The 16,291-nt window shown below is 61.5% G+C and carries 26 protein-coding genes; 14 read left to right on the plus strand and 12 right to left on the minus strand.

The genetic code is table 11. The features are described from left to right. Positions 1 to 12: 12 nt before the first annotated feature. The 7 genes from WOB96_RS02660 to WOB96_RS02690 all read right to left on the minus strand — a co-directional run bounded on the left by WOB96_RS02660 (position 13) and on the right by WOB96_RS02690 (position 3,964). A complete protein-coding gene (locus tag WOB96_RS02660) occupies positions 13 to 1,800 on the minus strand; it encodes an ABC transporter transmembrane domain-containing protein (protein ID WP_341369724.1) in 1,788 nt (595 codons plus the stop codon). A gap of 96 nt (positions 1,801 to 1,896) precedes the next feature. Beyond that, a complete protein-coding gene (locus WOB96_RS02665) occupies positions 1,897 to 2,169 on the minus strand; it encodes a CopG family ribbon-helix-helix protein (RefSeq protein WP_341369725.1) in 273 nt (90 codons plus the stop codon). Positions 2,170 to 2,243: 74 nt separating this feature from the next. Further along, a complete protein-coding gene (locus WOB96_RS02670; RefSeq protein ID WP_341369726.1) occupies positions 2,244 to 2,576 on the minus strand; it encodes a type II toxin-antitoxin system PemK/MazF family toxin in 333 nt (110 codons plus the stop codon). Continuing rightward, positions 2,576 to 2,833, minus strand: coding sequence for an AbrB/MazE/SpoVT family DNA-binding domain-containing protein (locus WOB96_RS02675; protein WP_341369727.1), 258 nt, complete (start codon positions 2,831 to 2,833; stop codon positions 2,576 to 2,578). Before WOB96_RS02675 ends, WOB96_RS02670 begins: the two co-directional genes overlap by 1 nt. A 68-nt stretch (positions 2,834 to 2,901) precedes the next feature. Then, complete coding sequence (locus WOB96_RS02680; RefSeq protein WP_341369728.1) at positions 2,902 to 3,345, minus strand: type II toxin-antitoxin system VapC family toxin; 444 nt, start codon at positions 3,343 to 3,345, stop codon at positions 2,902 to 2,904. Continuing rightward, positions 3,321 to 3,563 (minus strand): type II toxin-antitoxin system Phd/YefM family antitoxin, encoded by a 243-nt coding sequence (locus WOB96_RS02685; RefSeq protein WP_341369729.1) that lies wholly within the window; start codon positions 3,561 to 3,563, stop codon positions 3,321 to 3,323. The genes WOB96_RS02680 and WOB96_RS02685 overlap by 25 nt, the downstream gene beginning before the upstream one ends. A 107-nt stretch (positions 3,564 to 3,670) precedes the next feature. Then, on the minus strand, positions 3,671 to 3,964 hold the full coding sequence (locus WOB96_RS02690) for a hypothetical protein (protein ID WP_341369730.1): 294 nt from the start codon (positions 3,962 to 3,964) through the stop codon (positions 3,671 to 3,673). 210 nt (positions 3,965 to 4,174) lie between these two features. Here WOB96_RS02690 and WOB96_RS02695 point away from each other — a divergent pair, with 210 nt between their 5' ends. The 8 genes from WOB96_RS02695 (at position 4,175) to hepT (ending at position 7,185) form a co-directional block, all read left to right on the plus strand. After that, positions 4,175 to 4,411, plus strand: coding sequence for an antitoxin (locus WOB96_RS02695; RefSeq protein ID WP_341369731.1), 237 nt, complete (start codon positions 4,175 to 4,177; stop codon positions 4,409 to 4,411). Beyond that, entirely contained in the window at positions 4,383 to 4,817 is a 435-nt protein-coding gene (locus tag WOB96_RS02700) for a type II toxin-antitoxin system VapC family toxin (protein ID WP_341369732.1), read from the plus strand. Before WOB96_RS02695 ends, WOB96_RS02700 begins: the two co-directional genes overlap by 29 nt. Positions 4,818 to 4,923: 106 nt before the next feature. Continuing rightward, positions 4,924 to 5,163 carry a hypothetical protein gene (locus WOB96_RS02705; protein ID WP_341369733.1) on the plus strand — a complete coding sequence of 80 codons (240 nt, stop codon included), beginning with the start codon at positions 4,924 to 4,926 and terminating at the stop codon, positions 5,161 to 5,163. Then, positions 5,163 to 5,594 (plus strand): TA system VapC family ribonuclease toxin, encoded by a 432-nt coding sequence (locus tag WOB96_RS02710; RefSeq protein WP_341369734.1) that lies wholly within the window; start codon positions 5,163 to 5,165, stop codon positions 5,592 to 5,594. Before WOB96_RS02705 ends, WOB96_RS02710 begins: the two co-directional genes overlap by 1 nt. Positions 5,595 to 5,753: 159 nt before the next feature. Then, positions 5,754 to 6,032 carry a type II toxin-antitoxin system RelE/ParE family toxin gene (locus WOB96_RS02715; protein ID WP_341369735.1) on the plus strand — a complete coding sequence of 93 codons (279 nt, stop codon included), beginning with the start codon at positions 5,754 to 5,756 and terminating at the stop codon, positions 6,030 to 6,032. A 14-nt stretch (positions 6,033 to 6,046) separates the two neighbouring features. Beyond that, positions 6,047 to 6,346, plus strand: coding sequence for a HigA family addiction module antitoxin (locus WOB96_RS02720; protein WP_341369736.1), 300 nt, complete (start codon positions 6,047 to 6,049; stop codon positions 6,344 to 6,346). Between the two features lie 10 nt (positions 6,347 to 6,356). Next, complete coding sequence (gene mntA, locus WOB96_RS02725) at positions 6,357 to 6,770, plus strand: type VII toxin-antitoxin system MntA family adenylyltransferase antitoxin (protein WP_341369737.1); 414 nt, start codon at positions 6,357 to 6,359, stop codon at positions 6,768 to 6,770. Continuing rightward, a complete protein-coding gene (hepT, locus tag WOB96_RS02730) occupies positions 6,763 to 7,185 on the plus strand; it encodes a type VII toxin-antitoxin system HepT family RNase toxin (RefSeq protein WP_341369738.1) in 423 nt (140 codons plus the stop codon). The genes mntA and hepT overlap by 8 nt, the downstream gene beginning before the upstream one ends. Before the next feature lie 222 nt (positions 7,186 to 7,407). Here the strand turns inward: hepT and WOB96_RS02735 are convergent, their stop codons facing one another. Continuing rightward, entirely contained in the window at positions 7,408 to 7,698 is a 291-nt protein-coding gene (locus WOB96_RS02735) for a nucleotidyltransferase family protein (RefSeq protein WP_341369739.1), read from the minus strand. Positions 7,699 to 7,913: 215 nt separating this feature from the next. Between WOB96_RS02735 and WOB96_RS02740 the strand changes: the two genes are divergently transcribed. The 6 genes from WOB96_RS02740 (at position 7,914) to WOB96_RS02765 (ending at position 11,050) form a co-directional block, all read left to right on the plus strand. Then, positions 7,914 to 8,135, plus strand: a complete 222-nt coding sequence (locus tag WOB96_RS02740; protein ID WP_341369740.1) for a type II toxin-antitoxin system Phd/YefM family antitoxin — start codon at positions 7,914 to 7,916, stop codon at positions 8,133 to 8,135. Between the two features lie 124 nt (positions 8,136 to 8,259). Then, positions 8,260 to 8,511 (plus strand): helix-turn-helix domain-containing protein, encoded by a 252-nt coding sequence (locus WOB96_RS02745; protein WP_341369741.1) that lies wholly within the window; start codon positions 8,260 to 8,262, stop codon positions 8,509 to 8,511. 1 nt (position 8,512) lies between these two features. Continuing rightward, complete coding sequence (locus WOB96_RS02750) at positions 8,513 to 9,850, plus strand: type II toxin-antitoxin system HipA family toxin (protein ID WP_341369742.1); 1,338 nt, start codon at positions 8,513 to 8,515, stop codon at positions 9,848 to 9,850. 189 nt (positions 9,851 to 10,039) lie between these two features. Further along, positions 10,040 to 10,228 (plus strand): hypothetical protein, encoded by a 189-nt coding sequence (locus WOB96_RS02755; RefSeq protein WP_341369743.1) that lies wholly within the window; start codon positions 10,040 to 10,042, stop codon positions 10,226 to 10,228. 226 nt (positions 10,229 to 10,454) lie between these two features. Next, complete coding sequence (locus tag WOB96_RS02760) at positions 10,455 to 10,712, plus strand: type II toxin-antitoxin system HicA family toxin (protein WP_341369744.1); 258 nt, start codon at positions 10,455 to 10,457, stop codon at positions 10,710 to 10,712. After that, positions 10,709 to 11,050: a type II toxin-antitoxin system HicB family antitoxin gene (locus tag WOB96_RS02765; RefSeq protein ID WP_341369745.1), complete on the plus strand. Its 342-nt coding sequence runs from the start codon at positions 10,709 to 10,711 to the stop codon at positions 11,048 to 11,050. Before WOB96_RS02760 ends, WOB96_RS02765 begins: the two co-directional genes overlap by 4 nt. Before the next feature lie 72 nt (positions 11,051 to 11,122). Here WOB96_RS02765 and galK read toward each other — a convergent pair whose 3' ends face one another. The 4 genes from galK to WOB96_RS02785 are packed head-to-tail and all read right to left on the minus strand — an operon-like array spanning position 11,123 to position 16,169. Further along, positions 11,123 to 12,208: a galactokinase gene (galK, locus tag WOB96_RS02770; protein WP_341369746.1), complete on the minus strand. Its 1,086-nt coding sequence runs from the start codon at positions 12,206 to 12,208 to the stop codon at positions 11,123 to 11,125. Then, a complete protein-coding gene (locus WOB96_RS02775) occupies positions 12,209 to 13,303 on the minus strand; it encodes a M24 family metallopeptidase (protein WP_341369747.1) in 1,095 nt (364 codons plus the stop codon). A gap of 8 nt (positions 13,304 to 13,311) precedes the next feature. Beyond that, positions 13,312 to 14,397: a galactose-1-phosphate uridylyltransferase gene (gene galT, locus WOB96_RS02780; protein WP_341369748.1), complete on the minus strand. Its 1,086-nt coding sequence runs from the start codon at positions 14,395 to 14,397 to the stop codon at positions 13,312 to 13,314. 8 nt (positions 14,398 to 14,405) lie between these two features. Then, positions 14,406 to 16,169 carry a glycoside hydrolase family 2 protein gene (locus tag WOB96_RS02785; RefSeq protein WP_341369749.1) on the minus strand — a complete coding sequence of 588 codons (1,764 nt, stop codon included), beginning with the start codon at positions 16,167 to 16,169 and terminating at the stop codon, positions 14,406 to 14,408. Between the last annotated feature and the right edge of the window lie 122 nt (positions 16,170 to 16,291).

Consider the following 16,291-nt stretch of genomic DNA (forward strand, 5'->3'; position numbering starts at 1 on the left):
GTCGCTTGGTGATCAGGACTGGGCCGGGCTGTCCATATTCTCCAGCATCTCCCCAAACTGCAGCGCCGCCAAACGCGCATACAGATCATCCTGACGAATCAGCTCCTCATGCCGGCCAATCGCCCGGATGCGCCCCTGATCCAGCACCACGATACGATCAGCATGACGCACCGTGGCCAGCCGATGCGCTATCACCAACGTGGTGCGATGCCGGCTCGCAGTTTCCAGCGCAAGCTGAATCGCCCGCTCGTTCTCCGCGTCCAGGGCGCTGGTCGCCTCATCCAGCAGCAGCACGCGCGGCTGGCGCAGCAGTGCCCGGGCAATGGCCAGGCGCTGCTTCTGCCCACCCGACAGCGTGATGCCCTTCTCGCCCAAAGGCGTGCTCAGCCCCTGCGGCAGGGCCTCCAGAAACCCCAGGGCCTGGGCATCGGCGGCGGCCTGGCGCACCTCCGCGTCATCCGCATCAGGCCGACCGATACGAATGTTCTCCCAGGCATTGCCGGTGAAGATGATCGGTTCCTGTGGCACCAGCGCAAACAGCGCGCGCAGGTCCTGTAGACGCAGGCGCTGGATCGGCACGCCGTCGATCAGGATCTGGCCGCTCTCGGGATCATAAAAGCGCAGCAGGAGCTGAAAGATGGTGGATTTGCCCGCCCCCGAGGGCCCAACCAGCGCATAGCGGGCGCCGGCCGGAATCTCCAGGTCAAGCGCATCCAGCGCCGGGCGCTCCGGACGCAAGGGGTAACGAAAAGTGACCCGCTCCAGCCGCAAGGCCCCCTGGCCGGGCGGCACCGGCAGGGGCTCGGCAGGCTCGCTCACCGCGCTGTGCTCATCGAGCAGCTCAAACAGCCGCTCACCGGCCCCCGAGGCCTGCTGCAGGCTGCCCCAGACCTCGCCCAGGCTCGCCACCGCAAGAGTCGCGAAAAAGGCATACATCAGAAAGGCGGTCAGTGCCCCCGCGCTCAGCTCGCCGCGCAGCACCGCCCCGCCGCCCACCCAGATCACCAGCGCAAGCGCCCCGAATACCGTCAGGCCAACCACCGCCATGGCCGCCGTTCGCGCGGCAATGCGTCGCGCCGTAGTGGCGAGGCTCGCATCAACCACCCCGTCATAACGGCTGCGGATACTCTCCTGCTGATTGTAGGCCTGCACCGTGCGGATGCCGTTCAGCGATTCCTCCACCAGCGCCCCAAGGTCGGCCAGCCGATCCTGCACCGCGCGGCTCAGGCGTCGCACCACACGCCCCACCGTGCGCGCGCTCAAGACGATCACCGGCACCACCAGCAGCGCGATCCCGGTCAGGCGGGGGCTGGTAAACGCCATCATCGCCAGTGCGCCAATCAGGGTCACGCTGCTGCGCAAGGCCACGGAAAGCGTCGAACTCACCGCCGACTCCAGCAGGGTCACATCGCTGCTCAGGCGGGTGATCACCTCACCGGTGCGCTGGGTCTCGAAAAAGGCCGGCGACAGCTCCAGCACCTGACCAAACACGCTGCGGCGCAGATCGGCAATCACCCGCTCGCCGGTCCAGGTGATCAGCGCATAACGCGCCGCGCTCGCCAGGCTCATCAGCGTCCCGATGCCAAGGATCAGCAGGGCAGCGCGATGCAGGGCCTGCGGGCTATTGAGGGCATTGTCCACCAGCCAGCCCACCCCGCGCGGCAGCAGCAGCGTGGCGCCGGCGGCAATGAGCATGGCCGTGAGAAAGCCCGCCACCTTGCCCCAGTGCGGGCGCAGGAAGGGCAGCAGGCGCAGTAAAACGCTGAATCTTTTGGAGGGCGGGCGCACGGGTCTGGGCATCCCGGCATCTTAACAGAGCGGCACTGCCCCGGCAGCAGGCGGATGGCTTTGGTTCCGGGTGCATCCTGGATTTGGCCTATCAATACCCTGCTTCTTTTACTCGTGGCACGCGGGCAGTTCTGTTTCAGCCTCCGAGCCCCAGGCGCGAAGCCACTGGCGTGTTTCCTCGCCGGTCAGGTGTCGCCCGGTTTCCTGATATTCCGTCCAGGCTGCCAAGGCTTCCTGTCTGAAGTTCTCACGGGCCTCCACACGCTCGACGTACTGCTGGATCGCTTCGCGCATCAACCAGTGCGCAGAGCGGCGGCGCTGGCTGGCGAGCTGCTGTACCCGGTTTTTGAGATCTTCATCGAGTTTGATCGACGTTGCCACGAGGCGCCTCCATATCGAAAGGTAATACCAATCGATAACTTAGCTCCAGCGGCTGGCCTTGTCCAGCCAGGCTCTTATTCCAGGATGGTTGAGAGCTTCGCCAGCACTTCGTCCATGATGGCTGATGGTACGCTTTCCAGCTTGCGGCCGTGGCGTGAACCAATGTCCAGGGCACGGGGCTGGTCGCAACGCACGATGCCTGTTGTTTTCGTACCGGCCCCCATCAGTGAAACGCTAAAGCCCGCCATGCGTGCGAAGTTGCCGCCGCTGGTAATCGGCAGCACCACAGGAGTCTTTGTCAGTCGGTTGAATGCGATCGGTGACACGACCAGTACCGGGCGCGTGCCATGTTGTTCATGGCCGGCAATCGGGTCGAGCGAGACGAGATAGATGTCGCCACGCTCCATCAAAGCAGCTCATTGCCGACTGGCTTGGCATTGAGCCATTCGAGATCCTCGGCGGACACTTCGGCCGAGGCGTCACATTGCGCCAATAGTTCATCGAGCGTGTAGCGCGGCCGTGCCTGCGGCACCACCACGAGCCGGCCATTGTCCACAGCCAGACCGACCTTTGATCCGGCTGTCACCCGTAAAACATCGAGCAAGGCCGGGGGGACTGCCAGCATGACAGAGCCGCCGACCTTGCGCAGGTTCGTTGTGTACATGAGAACTCCTATAATCCTGTGTTCATATTATATCAGAATATAATATCAGGCGGGGAGACTTTCAAGGCCTACTCCCCGAAAACCGTCCCGCCGGCACGGCGCATGGCGTCTGCAAGCTTGTTGTCGAACGTCGCCAGCACCGCACCTGTCCGCAGTGACAGGTCCAGATAAGTGGCATCGTAAGCAGTCAGCCCATGCTCACGTGCAAGGGCTATTACTGCATCGCGTCGGCCCGCCACCGTTGCGCCATCAGTCGTGATTGGCAAACCGGACAATTTGTTCAGGTAATCGATCATCTGCGCTTCGCTGACGACCCGGCGCCGCTCGCCTATGAGGAGGGCATTCGCAATTTCGGTGTGCCACAGCGGCGGCACCGATGTCTCGGCCTGCGCCAATGCCAGCAGAGCGCGTCCTGCGCAATCGGCCTCATCGGGTTTCTGGCGTTCGAACAGCCAGGCCAGTGCCATTGAGGCATCCAGCACGAGCCTCATCGGCGGCCCTCGGCAATCCATTCGGCCACGGTCTCTTCAGACACTCCACGTACCTTGCGTATGCTGCGCATGGCTTCTATCGCGGCGTGGAAATCCTGTCTTGCAGCGCTATCGCTGGGCACCAGATCCGCTACCGGGCGCCCGCGCAGGGTGATGGTGAATCGCTGTCCGCGCTGCACCTCGCGCAGAAGTTCGGATAACCTGGCCTTGGCATCAAAAGAACCAATTTCAATAGACATCCGGGCTACCTCGATAATCTAGTTTATGAACTGGTTCATTGTAGGAAAAAGGGATGCTGGATGCTAGTGCTCGATTTCAGGAATTATCCAAGAGCAGTCCGATGGCCTTACTGAGCGCGGCGGTAAAGCCGGCATAGCCGGGCGCTGTGATAGCTGAACAGGGCCCCGAGGGGGAGCAGCAGGACGGCGGTGGTTTCCTGCCAGGGTGCGGGGAAAACCTTGGCGAGCAGCAGGCCCAGGCCCAGGGCTGCCAGAAAGGTCAGGCCGCTACGTATTGCCTGGTCAGTGCCGGCCCAGTGATGCAGCAGGACTGCTGCCCAGAGCGGGAGCCTGAGCGTGGCTGCGTGCTGTGTGCCGGGATTTGCTGGTTTGCGGGATGCGTGCGCGGGGTTTGCGGCCATCTGCGATCCTCCCGTTGAGTTTCGTGAGCTCAATCAAGGTATTCTAATGGGTATGGCGCCTGCAGGCCTCGGACGAAAGCAGGCCTGCCAGACCTTTGTCTGGCAGGGGAGCGGGTAATGCATGGTCGGGGTGGCTTTCGGCTCCTGGTCATGTGCTTGAGCGCGGCAATTCCATTGTATATCATGTATATACATTGCTAGGAGGTGTCAATGCTCACCCGTATTTTCAAAAGCGGCAATTCCCTGGCCGTGCGCATCCCCAAGGAGCTGCAGTTCGGCAAGCCTATGCAGGATGTCGAGATCGAGCGGAAAGGGGACGCGCTGGTGATTCGCCCTGTGGCCAGGCGCACCCTGGCGGGCGTCATGGACAAGTTCGCGGCCTTTCCGGCCGACTTCATGGCTGATGGCCGGGAATTCCATGAGCAGCAAGAGCGCGACTGGACCTAGCGTGCGCTACCTGCTGGACACCAATATCTGCATCTGCCTGATCCGGCATCACCCACCCGAGGTGGCGGCACGCTTTGCCCAACTGGACTACGGCGATGTCGTGATGTCGGCCATCACCCTGGCGGAGCTGCGCTACGGGGTTGAGCGCCAACCGGATAGCCGCGTGGCGGCTGAACGCGCACTCGATGCCCTTCTGGCGGACATTCCCGTGCTGCCCTTCGATGGTGATGCCGCCGTCGCTTATGGCGTCATCCGCGCCGCCGTGCGCGAGCGCCGGCGCGATGCCCTGGACCGCCTCATCGCCGCCCATGCCGCCAGCCTGTCCCTGACGCTGGTGACCAACAACGAGGCCGATTTCAGGGATTATCCGGGACTGATCATTGAGAATTGGGTTGGTCAACCATGAGGTCCATCCGACCGAGTGGCCTGCTTAAGATCGCTAAGAAATTTGTTGCCGGCATCAATATTGATGCAATATCATCATGATGATGTTGCATCATGATGAGGATGTTATGCGAACAACTCTGGATATCGAGAATGATGTACTGGCTGCCGCCAGAGAACTGGCCCGGCAGCAGAATGTCGCGGTGGGCACGGTGATTTCCCGTCTGGTGAGAGAGGCCTTGTCCGGGAATCGTCAGGCCGGCGAAGATGCACCGCCCTCCGTGACTGGGTTTCGCCCTTTCCCATCACGAGGGAGCATCGTGACCAACGACCAGGTAGACGCCCTGCGTGATGAAGAGGGCCTTTGATGCGAGCCTTGCTGGACGTAAATGTGCTCATTGCCTTGCTGGATGCTGGTCATCTTTATCACCGGCGGGCAATGGCCTGGCTGGAAGAGGAAATCCACCATGGCTGGGCATCCTGTCCCATCACCCAAAATGGTTGTCTGCGCATCCTTTCACAACCGGCCTATCCCAACGTTATCCCGGTAGGCTTGGTCGCCGAGCGGCTAGCCGAAGCGACTTCTCATCCGGCACATGCCTTTTGGCCAGATGATGTCAGTTTGCTTGATGAGGGTGTGATTGACTGGGAGAAGATAATGGGGCATCGCCAGATAACGGATGCCTACCTGCTTGCTATGGCGCAACGCAGGGGTGGGCGCTTTGTCACCTTTGATACGCGAATTGCCCTGAATATGCTGCCCGGTGTGAAGTCTGACCACTTGGTAGTGCTCACGTGACGTGCAGGGGCAGTTCTACGCTGGTGACAAACAATGAGGCCGATTTCAGGGATTATCCCGGACTGATCATTGAGAACTGGATTATGGAAAAATGAGTCGCTCGCATTGCTCGACTGCGTTACTCTTGACGTAACAGGTAACGTCCTGCTATCTTGAATCATGATCCGATCCTTCCGGGACAAAGACACTGAGGCGCTGTTTGCTGGCCGGTTTGTAAGGCGCTTCGAGGGTTTTCGAGCTCAGGCCGAGCGGCGCTTGCAAATTCTCGATAGCGCGACCTGTGTTGAGGATTTGGCACAATTGCCCAGCAACCGCTTTGAAGCATTGCGCGGTGATCGCCAGGGGCAGTTCAGTATCCGCATTAATGCCCAGTGGCGCGTCTGCTTCATGTGGCGCGAGGACGGACCGCATCAGGTGGAAATTGTGGATTATCACTGAAGGAGGTAACGGCCATGATACCGAACAATGCCATGCGCCCGATTCACCCCGGCGAGATCCTCCGTGAGGAGATGGACCTACTGGGCCTGTCCGCACGCGCCCTGGCGCAGGCGCTGGACGTGGCGCCCAACCGCATCACCGGTATCCTCAACGGCGCGCGGGCGCTGACAGCGGATACCGCGTTGCGCCTCGCGCGTTACTTCGGCACCACGCCTGAGTTTTGGTTGAATTTGCAGACAGCCTACGAGCTGCGGTTGACGCAACGTGAGAAAGGCGATGAGATTGCTCGCCACGTCCATCCGCGCGCGGCTTGAAGGCGATCCCATGAATCTTGCCAGCGAGAAAAAGCGCGAAGACGTCGTGGATCTGGTCCGGGCTGCACTGCCCGATGTGGTCGGGATTTATCGCTTTGGCTCCTGGACTACCCCGAACGAACATGCCGGCAGCGATGTAGATCTGGCGCTCCTGCCAGCCCAGCCACTGGATGGTCTGGTGCGCTGGGAGCTGGCTCAGGATCTGGCCCGGCTGCTGAAGCGGGATGTGGATCTGGTGGATCTGCGTGCTGCTTCCACGGTGCTGCGCGCCCAGGTGATCGCTAAGGGCGAGCGCCTATTTTGCGCGGACATTTCGGCTTGCGATACGTTTGAGGACCTTGCCTTTTCCGCTTATGCCCATCTCAACGAGGCGCGCCGGGGCATTCTGGAAGATATCCGCAAGCGCGGGAGCGTGTATGGTTGACGATGTCCTGCTCAACAAGGCCGCCATCATCGAACGCTGCCTGCAACGCGTGACCGAAGAATATCGGGGCCACGAGTCCGAACTGGAGCAAAACTTCACCCGTCAGGATGCCATCGTGCTGAATCTGCTCCGGGCATGCGAAGCGGCTATTGACCTGGCTATGCATCAGGTGCGCGTGGAGCGTCTGGGCCTTCCTCAGGAAAGCCGTGAAGCCTTTCAAATGCTTGAAGCCGCCGGCATCATTTCCCCGGACTTGAGTACGCGGATGCAGCGGATGATCGGTTTCCGCAACATCGCCGTACATGAATATCAAAAGCTCGATTTGGCGATTCTGCGGAATGTGCTGGATCAAAGGCTTGACGACTTTCGGGAGTTTGTCGCGCTTGCTCTGCGCGGCTCCGGGTCTGCTCAATAGTGAAAAGCACGTTTGGCGTCCGCCAGCATGTGTTTGAGCGCAGCCGCTCCATTGTATATCAAGAGCGCGACTGAACCTGGCGTGCGCTACCGCTACCTGCTGGATACAAGTATCTGCATCTACATCCTTTCTTCGATGTTTTTTATTTGCTCTAGGAGTGCTGGCAACAGCCTCTCAACTGTATCCCAGACGATTTGAAGCCCTGGTCACGTAGCGTCTTGCTCAAAGCGGTCTGGCCTCCTGGATGACCTGGTCGCGGAATCTGGGGGAAAGATCCAGAGGAGTCAGCACATCTACTGGTACTCCCAGTTCCTTCTGGATGGCGTTCTGGAGGCGCACCATGTCAATCAGGGTGGTCCCCCTGGGAACATCTACCAGCAGATCGACATCGCTACTATCGGTATACTTGCCGTACAGGACGGAGCCGAACACGCGCACATTCCTGGCGCCGAGACCGGCGGCAATTTGTAAAACCGCTTCGCGGTGATTTTTGAGCGCTTCAGAAGGTTTCATGCGTTACCCTGTTTGGAACAAGCGGATTTTACTGTAAGACAGGGCGAGTGGGAGATCAATCATAAAATGTACCTGTACTGTCCGCAGAAGATTCTAGGACTCCACTGCTCTCGAGGTGGGCACGGTGATTTCCCGTCTGGTGAGAGAGGCGTTGTCCAGCTGGTCTCTTCTGACTAAACTAAACTTAGTCCATCTATTGCTGCGGTGAGCTTGCGATGACCAGGATAGTCAATGTACACGAGGCGAAAACCCACCTTTCCCAATTGCTGGACAGGGCGCATGCCGGCGAGGAAATCATTCTCGCCAAGGCGGGTAAACCCTATGCCCGGCTCCTGCCACTGGAAAAAAGGCAGGTGCGCAAACCGGGCCTGATCAAGGGCCACATGGGCGATGCCTTCTTCGAGCCCCTGCCGGCTGAGGAACTGCAGGCCTGGTAGCGAGATAGGCGCGCTGAATCGGCTCCGGGCCTGTTGCCGCCCGGTAGTTATCTCCTATAGCGTATATCTTGAAAATATCTTCTATACTGCATAAAATAAAAATATCTGATATAGGAGATAAAGCATGAACTATCCTGTCAAAACCCCTGAGCAGCTTGGTGATGTCCTGAAGGGCTGTCGCAAGGATATGCGGCTCACCCAGAAAGATGCTGGCGCTAAGGTGGGTCTGCAGCAGCGCTCCATTTCCGAGATCGAGAACGGCACGGCTCATGTCAGCGTGGAGCGGCTTTTCAAGCTGCTGTCAGCCCTCGAAGTGGATTTGGTCGTCCGCACCAGGTCCGGGGCGTCCAGTAATCAAACCGCGCCGGACTGGTGACATGGGGCGCCAGGCAAAGACACGCACACTGTCGGTCTGGATGAACGGCGCCCGGGTCGGATCCTGGACACTCAAGGCCAATGGCGGTCAGGAGTTTGCCTATGCGGCATCCTGGCTGGATTCCTCTGCCGCCCGGCCAATTTCCCTGTCCATGCCCTTGCGACCGGCCAGCCAACCTTACAAGGATCACCCGGTTGCCGCCTATTTCGATAATCTGCTGCCGGACAACAGGGATATCCGCGAGCGGATTCAAAGGCGCTTCAGAGTCCGTTCCCTGGCGCCCTTTGACCTGCTGGCGGAAGTTGGGCGCGATTGCGTCGGCGCACTGCAGCTTCTGGGGCCAGAGGATGAGCCAGCTCCTGTCAGGCAAATCCACGGACAACCACTTGCGCCCGATGAGATCGCCCGCATCCTGAACGGCACCTTGGGGGGAGGGCCGCTGGCCGGGTTGGAGGAGGCCAAAGAGTTTCGTATTTCGCTTGCGGGCGCGCAGGAGAAGACCGCGTTGCTGCTACTGGATGGACAATGGCAGATCCCGCTGGGCACAACACCAACGACACACATCCTGAAGTTGCCGATTGGCATGGGGCATCGCGGCATAGATCTCAGCCAGTCGGTCGAGAACGAGTGGCTGTGTGCTCGTATCCTGCGGGCCTATGGGGTCGAGGTGGCCCATTGCTGGATGGAGCATTTCGGCGAGCACAAGGTCCTGGTGGTTGAGCGTTTTGACCGCAAGCCTGCGGCGGACGGCACCTGGCTGGTGCGGCTGCCGCAGGAGGATCTGTGTCAGGCTACGGGTACGCCGGGGGGACTCAAATACGAGAATGACGGCGGGCCGGGCATCCAGAATATCATGGAGCTCCTGCTGGGTTCGTCCAGAGCCGAAACCGATCGGCAGGATTTCTTCCGCACCCAGATCCTGTTCTGGATGCTCTGCGCCATCGACGGGCATGCAAAAAACTTCAGCCTGTTTCTGCAGCGCGGAGGCAATTTCCGTCTCACCCCACGCTATGATGTCATCTCGGCCTATCCGGTGCTGGGCGCCAGCGCGAGCCGGCTATCTCCGCATGACGTAAAAATGGCAATGGCCGTAATTGGCAAGAACCGCCATTATCACTGGCATGCCATCCAGTACCGGCACTGGCTGAGGACTGCAAAGCGCTGTGGTCTACAGGATGCCGCGCCAAAGATTATCGATGCGTTAATCGAGCAGACGCCGACCGTCCTGACCACTGTCCAGGATCAACTTCCAGCGGATTTTCCCGCGGAGCTGGCGGACAGCATTCTTGGCGGGCTGACATTAGCCGCGAAGCGATTGGACAGGCAGAGGCTTTCTTAACTCGGAAGGGATATGACTATCCTGGATCTGTTTGTCTCCTCAATGGAACATGTGCTTGCTATGCGTGTGGCCTAGAGGGATTCGATGCGGGATTCACTTTACAGATGGCCCTGATGCCTTGTAATAGCTTTGGATTAGCTTATAGAATTAGTTGCAATATTCGTTGCAATATTCTTGAGCCTTCCTGCCATGACCAAGCTCCGTGCAGACACCCTGATACGCCTTTTGCGCGACAATCCCCGTGCGCGTACGGCCATGCTCTGCGAAAGGCTCGGCGGTCTGGACAAGTCCACTGTGACGCGCGGACTCAAGGCGCTGGGTGGGCAGGTAGTCAGCCGGGGATGCTCGCATCAGTCCCGGATTTCGGCAGGTCTGTGATGGCAACGCAAAATTGCTGCGGGCCCTGCAGGCGGATCTCGCCTGAGAACTTCTTACCCCAGCACCGGCACCAGCATCCGCCCTTGATGCGCGCGGTTGTAGCTGGCGAGCACCCTTTCCGCCACTGATCTCCCTTCTCCCGCTTTGACCAGGGCCACGCAGGCGCCTGTCGGAAGTGCTTGACGTGGTACTATATAATAGTACTATGGCAACCATTGGAGACGCCATGCACGCTAAGCACCAGAAGACATTGCAGCGCATCTTTGCAAAGCCAACACCACACATGCAAGTCGAGTGGCGGGAGATTGAAGCACTTTTGGTGGCGTGTGGCGCAAAGATTCTGGAAGGCGATGGGTCAGCGGTCCGGATCGTGCTGGGCACGCGGCGGGTATACATGCACCGCCCGCACCCGCACAAGGAAGCCAAGGCATATCAGGTCAAGGCAATTCGTGAACTCCTGGAAGCGGAGGGTATTCAGCCATGAACAAATTGGAGCACCAGGGCTATTTCGGTAGCGTGGAATACAGCGCAGAGGACGAGGTCCTGCACGGGCGCCTGCTCAATATCCATGACATTGTCACCTATGAAGGGCAGTCGGTCGATGAGCTCAAGGCCCATTTCGTGGAGTCGGTGGAAGGTTACCTGCAGATGTGTGCTGAACTGGGCAAGGCGCCGGACAAGCCAGTATCGGGCAAGTTCAATGTCCGCATTCCCCCGGAGCTGCATCGCGCCGCGCAACGGGCCGCAGCGGAGCAGGATACCAGCTTGAATGAGGTGGTGGCTCAAGCCCTGGCGCGCTATCTGGGGGAGCATGCCGCGTAAATTGGAATTGCGCTGTCAGTTCTTTCAACTTTGCGCCAAGGGTGGGGAGATCTTGCGCTCCCGACATGCTGATCAAAAACGTTGGCGGTAGTCCGGCACCAGTACCCGCCCCTGATGCGCGCGGTTGTAGCTGGCGAGCACCCTTTCCGCCACTGATCTTCCTTCTCCCGCCCTGACCAGGGCCACGCAGGCGCCGCCAAAGCCCGCGCCGGTCAGGCGTGCGCCGAATACGGTTTCTTCCTGTTGCAGCAGATCTACCAAGTAGTCCAGCTCCGGCACCGAGACTTCATAGTCATCGCGCAGGCTGGCGTGGGAGGCGTTCATCAGTTCGCCGAAGCGCTCGGCGCAGATGCCGGTGGCGGCTTCGAGCACGCGATTGTTCTCGCTGATGACATGCCGAGCGCGGCGACGCAGGGGCTCGGGCAGGGTGTCAGTGGCCGTGGGGTCAGTAATGTCGCGCAGGGCGGGCACACCGAGCCGGGCGGCGGCGGCTTCGCATTCCTCGCGCCGCTCATTGTACTTGCTGCCGGCCAGGGTGCGCGGCACGCCGCTGTCGATGACGACGATCTCGGCATGTGCCGGCAGGGGCAGCACCCGGCGTTCGAGCGTGCGGGTGTCGAGAAACAGCATGTGGCCGGTGTCGGCGAGGCTGGAGGCCATCTGGTCCATGATGCCGCAACGCACGTGGGCGTATTCGATTTCGGCGATCTGGGCGATCTGGGCGATTTCGACGTCATCAATTGGCAGGTTGAATAACTGGCGCAGGCCGCGCAGGGTGGCGACTTCCAGGGCCGCGCTGCTGGACAGGCCCGCGCCCATGGGCACCTCGGAGTCGATGCGCATGCACAGTGGGCCGATGGCGTGACCGCGCGCCTTGAGTAGCTCGATGCAGCCAAATACATAGCCCGCGAAGTTGTCTGGTGCCGGGCCCTCGGGTGCGACGCTGCTCAGCACATCGAGCTTGACGGCATAGAAGTGATGCTGGCCGTCGGGGCTGCGGCTGATCTCGACACGGGTGCGCTGGGGGATGGCGGTGGGCAGCACGAAACCGTCGTTGTAGTCGGTGTGCTCGCCGAGCAGATTGACGCGGCCGGGGGCATCGGCGCGGGCCTCGGGCGCGCCGCCGAACAGGTCCTCAAAGCTTTTGGCCTTATCCATTCAAAGCTCCAGGGGCAGGGGGCGCTTGCGGCCCTGGGTGACCGTGTGCGGCCAGCGCGGGTCGTCGGTGAGGTTTTCCAGGTCGCCATCGGCGTTGATCAGGAAGGTGTCCTCGATCTTGGCGCCGGGCAGGCTGGGGTTCCAGGCGACGGCCATGCCCTCGGTCAGGGAATCCTTGGTCGTGGGCGTGGCGACGACTTCACGCGAGAGATAGCCGGTGAGCCCACCCTGATGATGCATGAGGATGCCATCGGGATAGCCCTGCTTTTGATAGGCGTGGTCGAGCGCGGCATAGATCTCGTTGAGATGCTTGCCGGGATTGCTGGCCTGCAGGGCCTCGGCCTCGATCTCGCGGACCTGATGGTGGCGTTCGGCATCGGCTTCGCTGAGCTTGCCGAAGCTGACGAAGCGGGTCAGGTTGGCGAACAGCCCATAGCGGCGCGCGCAGAACACCAGCATGGCCTGGGAGCCGAGTTTGGCGGGGCTGGGGGTGGGGTGGCGATAGGTGCTCATGCGCCGGTCACCGGCCGCGAGCGTCAGGGCCGGTTCCAGGCCGCGCGCCCACATGGCCTCGGCGCCAGCGCCGGCGAGCTGGTATTCGGTCCAGTCGGGACGGGCATTGAGCAGCACGTCGGTCATGGCCTCGCTGGCCAGCCGGCCGACTTCGCGGTAACGCTCGCGTTCGCTCATCATGAGCATCCGGCGTTGATGCAGCCAGGCGGGCGGCAAGGGCATTTCAGTACCCTGAGGCAGGTCGCTGAGCACCAGCCCGCCATTGCTGACCTCGCGCACCCGCGCTTCGCGCAGTGCCGGTTCCGCCCAGGGCGTGGCGAGCACGTTGAAATTCTGCGGCAGTTCCTCCTCGCGCAGGCGCCTTTCCTCGATGTTGTCGGTCAGCACCCAGGCGCCATCAAGCGTGACCAGCACCTCGGCGATGCCGGTCTCGGCGGTCAGGAGCACGGTGGGGGAGGCACCGGCGGTGGCCCAGGTAAACCATGCCGTGCCGCGCAGACGCAGGGCGCTGGCATTGGCAGCCATCAATCCGGCGCGCAGGAAGCCGAGCTTGGCATTGACTTCGTCGATACGGCTTTGCATGGCTGGCCTCAGTCGAGGTTGACGGGAACGGCCTGGAGTTCCTTCGCCTTGTCTTCCGGCAGGGCATCGCTGGCGAACATGCCGGCGGCAAGCTCGGTGCCGGCCAGGAATTTCAGGCGATCGCTGGTGCGATAGGGCGGATAGAACTCGGCGTGCAGGTGCGCTTCCGGATGCGGCTTGCCATCGGTGGGCGCCTGGAACCAGGCCATGAGATAGGGAAAGGGCCGCTGCCAGAGGCCATCGTATTTGAGCAGCACGGTCTTCAGCGCGCGGGCGAGATCGGCGCGCGCCTCCGGCGTCAGATCGTGCAGGTAGGCCGTGGCGCGGATCGGCGCGATCCAGACCTCATAGGGGTAGCGCGCCCAGGCCGGCAGCCAGGCGATGGCGTGCTCGCCGCGGTAGAGGATGCGCTCGCCGCTTGCCAGCTCGCGCTCGATCAGCGACTGCAATAGCGGCTGCTGGTGCTCGGCATAATGAAGCTGCTCCTGGGCCTGCATGCGCGCCGGTACGGGCGGAATGAAGGGATAGGCGTAGATCTGGCCATGCGGATGGTGCAGGGTCACGCCCACTTCTACGCCCTTGTTTTCAAAGGGAAGAACGTACTTGATGTCGGGATCGGCTCCGAGCGCCTGGGTGCGCTGCGCCCAGACCTGAAACAAGAGATCGATGTGCGACAGGGGCAGGGCGGCCAGCGAGGTGTTGGGGTTCTGGGTGAAGACCACGACCTCGCATTTGCCGGTGGCCGGCAGGGTCTCGACGATGCTTTCCGGCGCGTCATGGGCGCTGGGGCTTAGTGAGGGAAAGCGATTGTCGAATACCGCGATGTCGTAATCGCCGGCCGGCAGCTCGGTGGGATTGGCCGGATCAGTGGTGACCGCCAGCGGGTTGTACTCGGGCGGCGGCATGAAGGTGCGGCCCTGGCGATAGGCGGCATAGGTGACCCACTCGCCCCGGAGCGGATGCCAGCGCAGGTGCGGATTGGGCTTGATGGTGTCGCCCAGGGGGGCAGGGGCCTGCAGGGCCTCGTCGATGGGCCGCTGACTGTAGAGGATGAGCTGGCGGCCGTCCGGTTTGGTCAGTTTCAGCGAATACATGCGCGGCCTCACTCCTCGCCAAAGGTGGCGCGACGGATGATGTCGATGGGGATTTTCGGCGTCCGGTCGGAAAAGAGCAGGCCGTTGGCTTCCTGGAAGGTGTCGGTGAACTGGGTATAGCAAAAACCGCTGAACAGGCCGATGTCGCGCACCGTTTCGAGATAGTGGGTGTAGCGCGCGGCGAATTCGGCGGCGTCGTCGGTACAAGTGTAGCCCCAGATCTTCTGCGCCTCGGGGTCTTCGGGCCGGGCGTAGGCGATGCCGCCGAACTCGGTGAGCATGATGGGCTGGCCCTTGTGCGGGTAGCCATCGAGCGTGAGGATGCGCCCGCCGGGGCGACGCCGGTCGAACAGCTCATCCATGCGGATGCGCGGCCCGTAACGCTCGCGGAAATTCTCGGGGTCCTTGTCGTAGTCGTGGATGCCGATGAGGTCGGTGGCGGTGCTCTCCCAGCCATCGTTGCCGATCACCGGACGGAAGGGGTCCAGGGTCTTGGTGAGGTGATAGAAGGCCTGCACGGCATCGCGGTGGGCGGGGGTCTTGGGCAGGTCCGGCACGCCCCAGGACTCGTTGAAGGGCACCCAGGTGACGATGCAGGGATGGCTGTAGTCGCGGTCGATGACCTCTCTCCATTCCCGCATCAGGCGATCGACCGCGGTGCTGGTGAAGCGATAGGCGCTCGGCATCTCCTCCCAGACCAGCAGGCCCATGCTGTCGGCCAGGTACAGGAAGCGCGGGTCCTCGATCTTCTGATGCTTGCGCACGCCATTGAAGCCCATGGCCTTGATCAGCTCGATATCCTGGCGCAGGGCCTCGTCCGAGGGCGGCGTCATCAGGGTGTCGTCCCAGTAACCCTGGTCCAGCACCAGCCGCAGATAGTAAGGCCTGCCATTGAGCATGAAGCGGTCGCGCTGGGTATAGACCGCGCGCAGGGCAGTGTAGGACTGCACCTTGTCCACCAGCCGGTCGCCATCCCAGAGCGTGATCTCGGCATGAATGAGCTTGGGCGACTCCGGGCTCCACAGCAGCTCGTTGCGGTAGTCGTCGATGCCCGGATCGGACAGCACGATGCGTCGCGCCACCTCGCCATAGATGACGCCATAGTTGTCGTCCGCGAGTATCTGGCCACCATGCGAGAGCTTGACCCCCAGCCGCATGGCCTGGCCGAGATCACCGCTGATGTGGGCCTCCATGGTGATCTGCCAGTCTTCCAGGTGCGGCGTCCAGCGCAGGGATTCGATATAGGTGTCGGGCACACGTTCCAGCCAGACCGTCTGCCAGATGCCGGTGGTGCGTGGATACCAGATGCTGTGCGGTTCGAGCATCCAGTCCTGCTTGCCGCGGGGCTTTGAGAGGTCATGCGGATCGTCCTGCACCCGCACCGTAACCCGCTGTGGCCCTTCGGCGCGCAGGGCGCGGGTAATGTCGGCCCGGAACGGGGTGTGTCCGCCCTCATGTTCCGCCACCAGATGCTCATTCACCCAGACCGTGCAGGCATAGTCCACGGCGCCGAAGTGCAGGAGCAGCCGGCCCTCGCCAGGCGGCGCTTCGAACTCGCGCTCATACCAGCATACCGGATGAAAGCCGGTATCACCGATGCCACTGCGCGCACATTCCGGTGCGAAGGGCACCTCGATGCGCAGGGGCCAGACCTCGACATCACGGGGCAGTTCACGACGACCCGCGTCATCGAAGGCGAATTTCCATTGTCCATTCAGGCTGTGCCATTCGGCGCGTTGCAATTGCGGGCGGGGATGCAGCGTCTGATTCATGCAATCCTCTGCGAAAAGAGCAAAACCGGGAGCCAAGGGCTGGCTTTGGCAGGAATTTGGCATTGCAAACCAATTCTGGCAGCGGTGGAATGGCCCAAAGTCCGATGCCCGGGCCGGTGCTA

The sequence above is a fragment of the Thermithiobacillus plumbiphilus genome, assembly GCF_038070005.1.
Lineage (GTDB): Bacteria > Pseudomonadota > Gammaproteobacteria > Acidithiobacillales > Thermithiobacillaceae > JBBPCO01.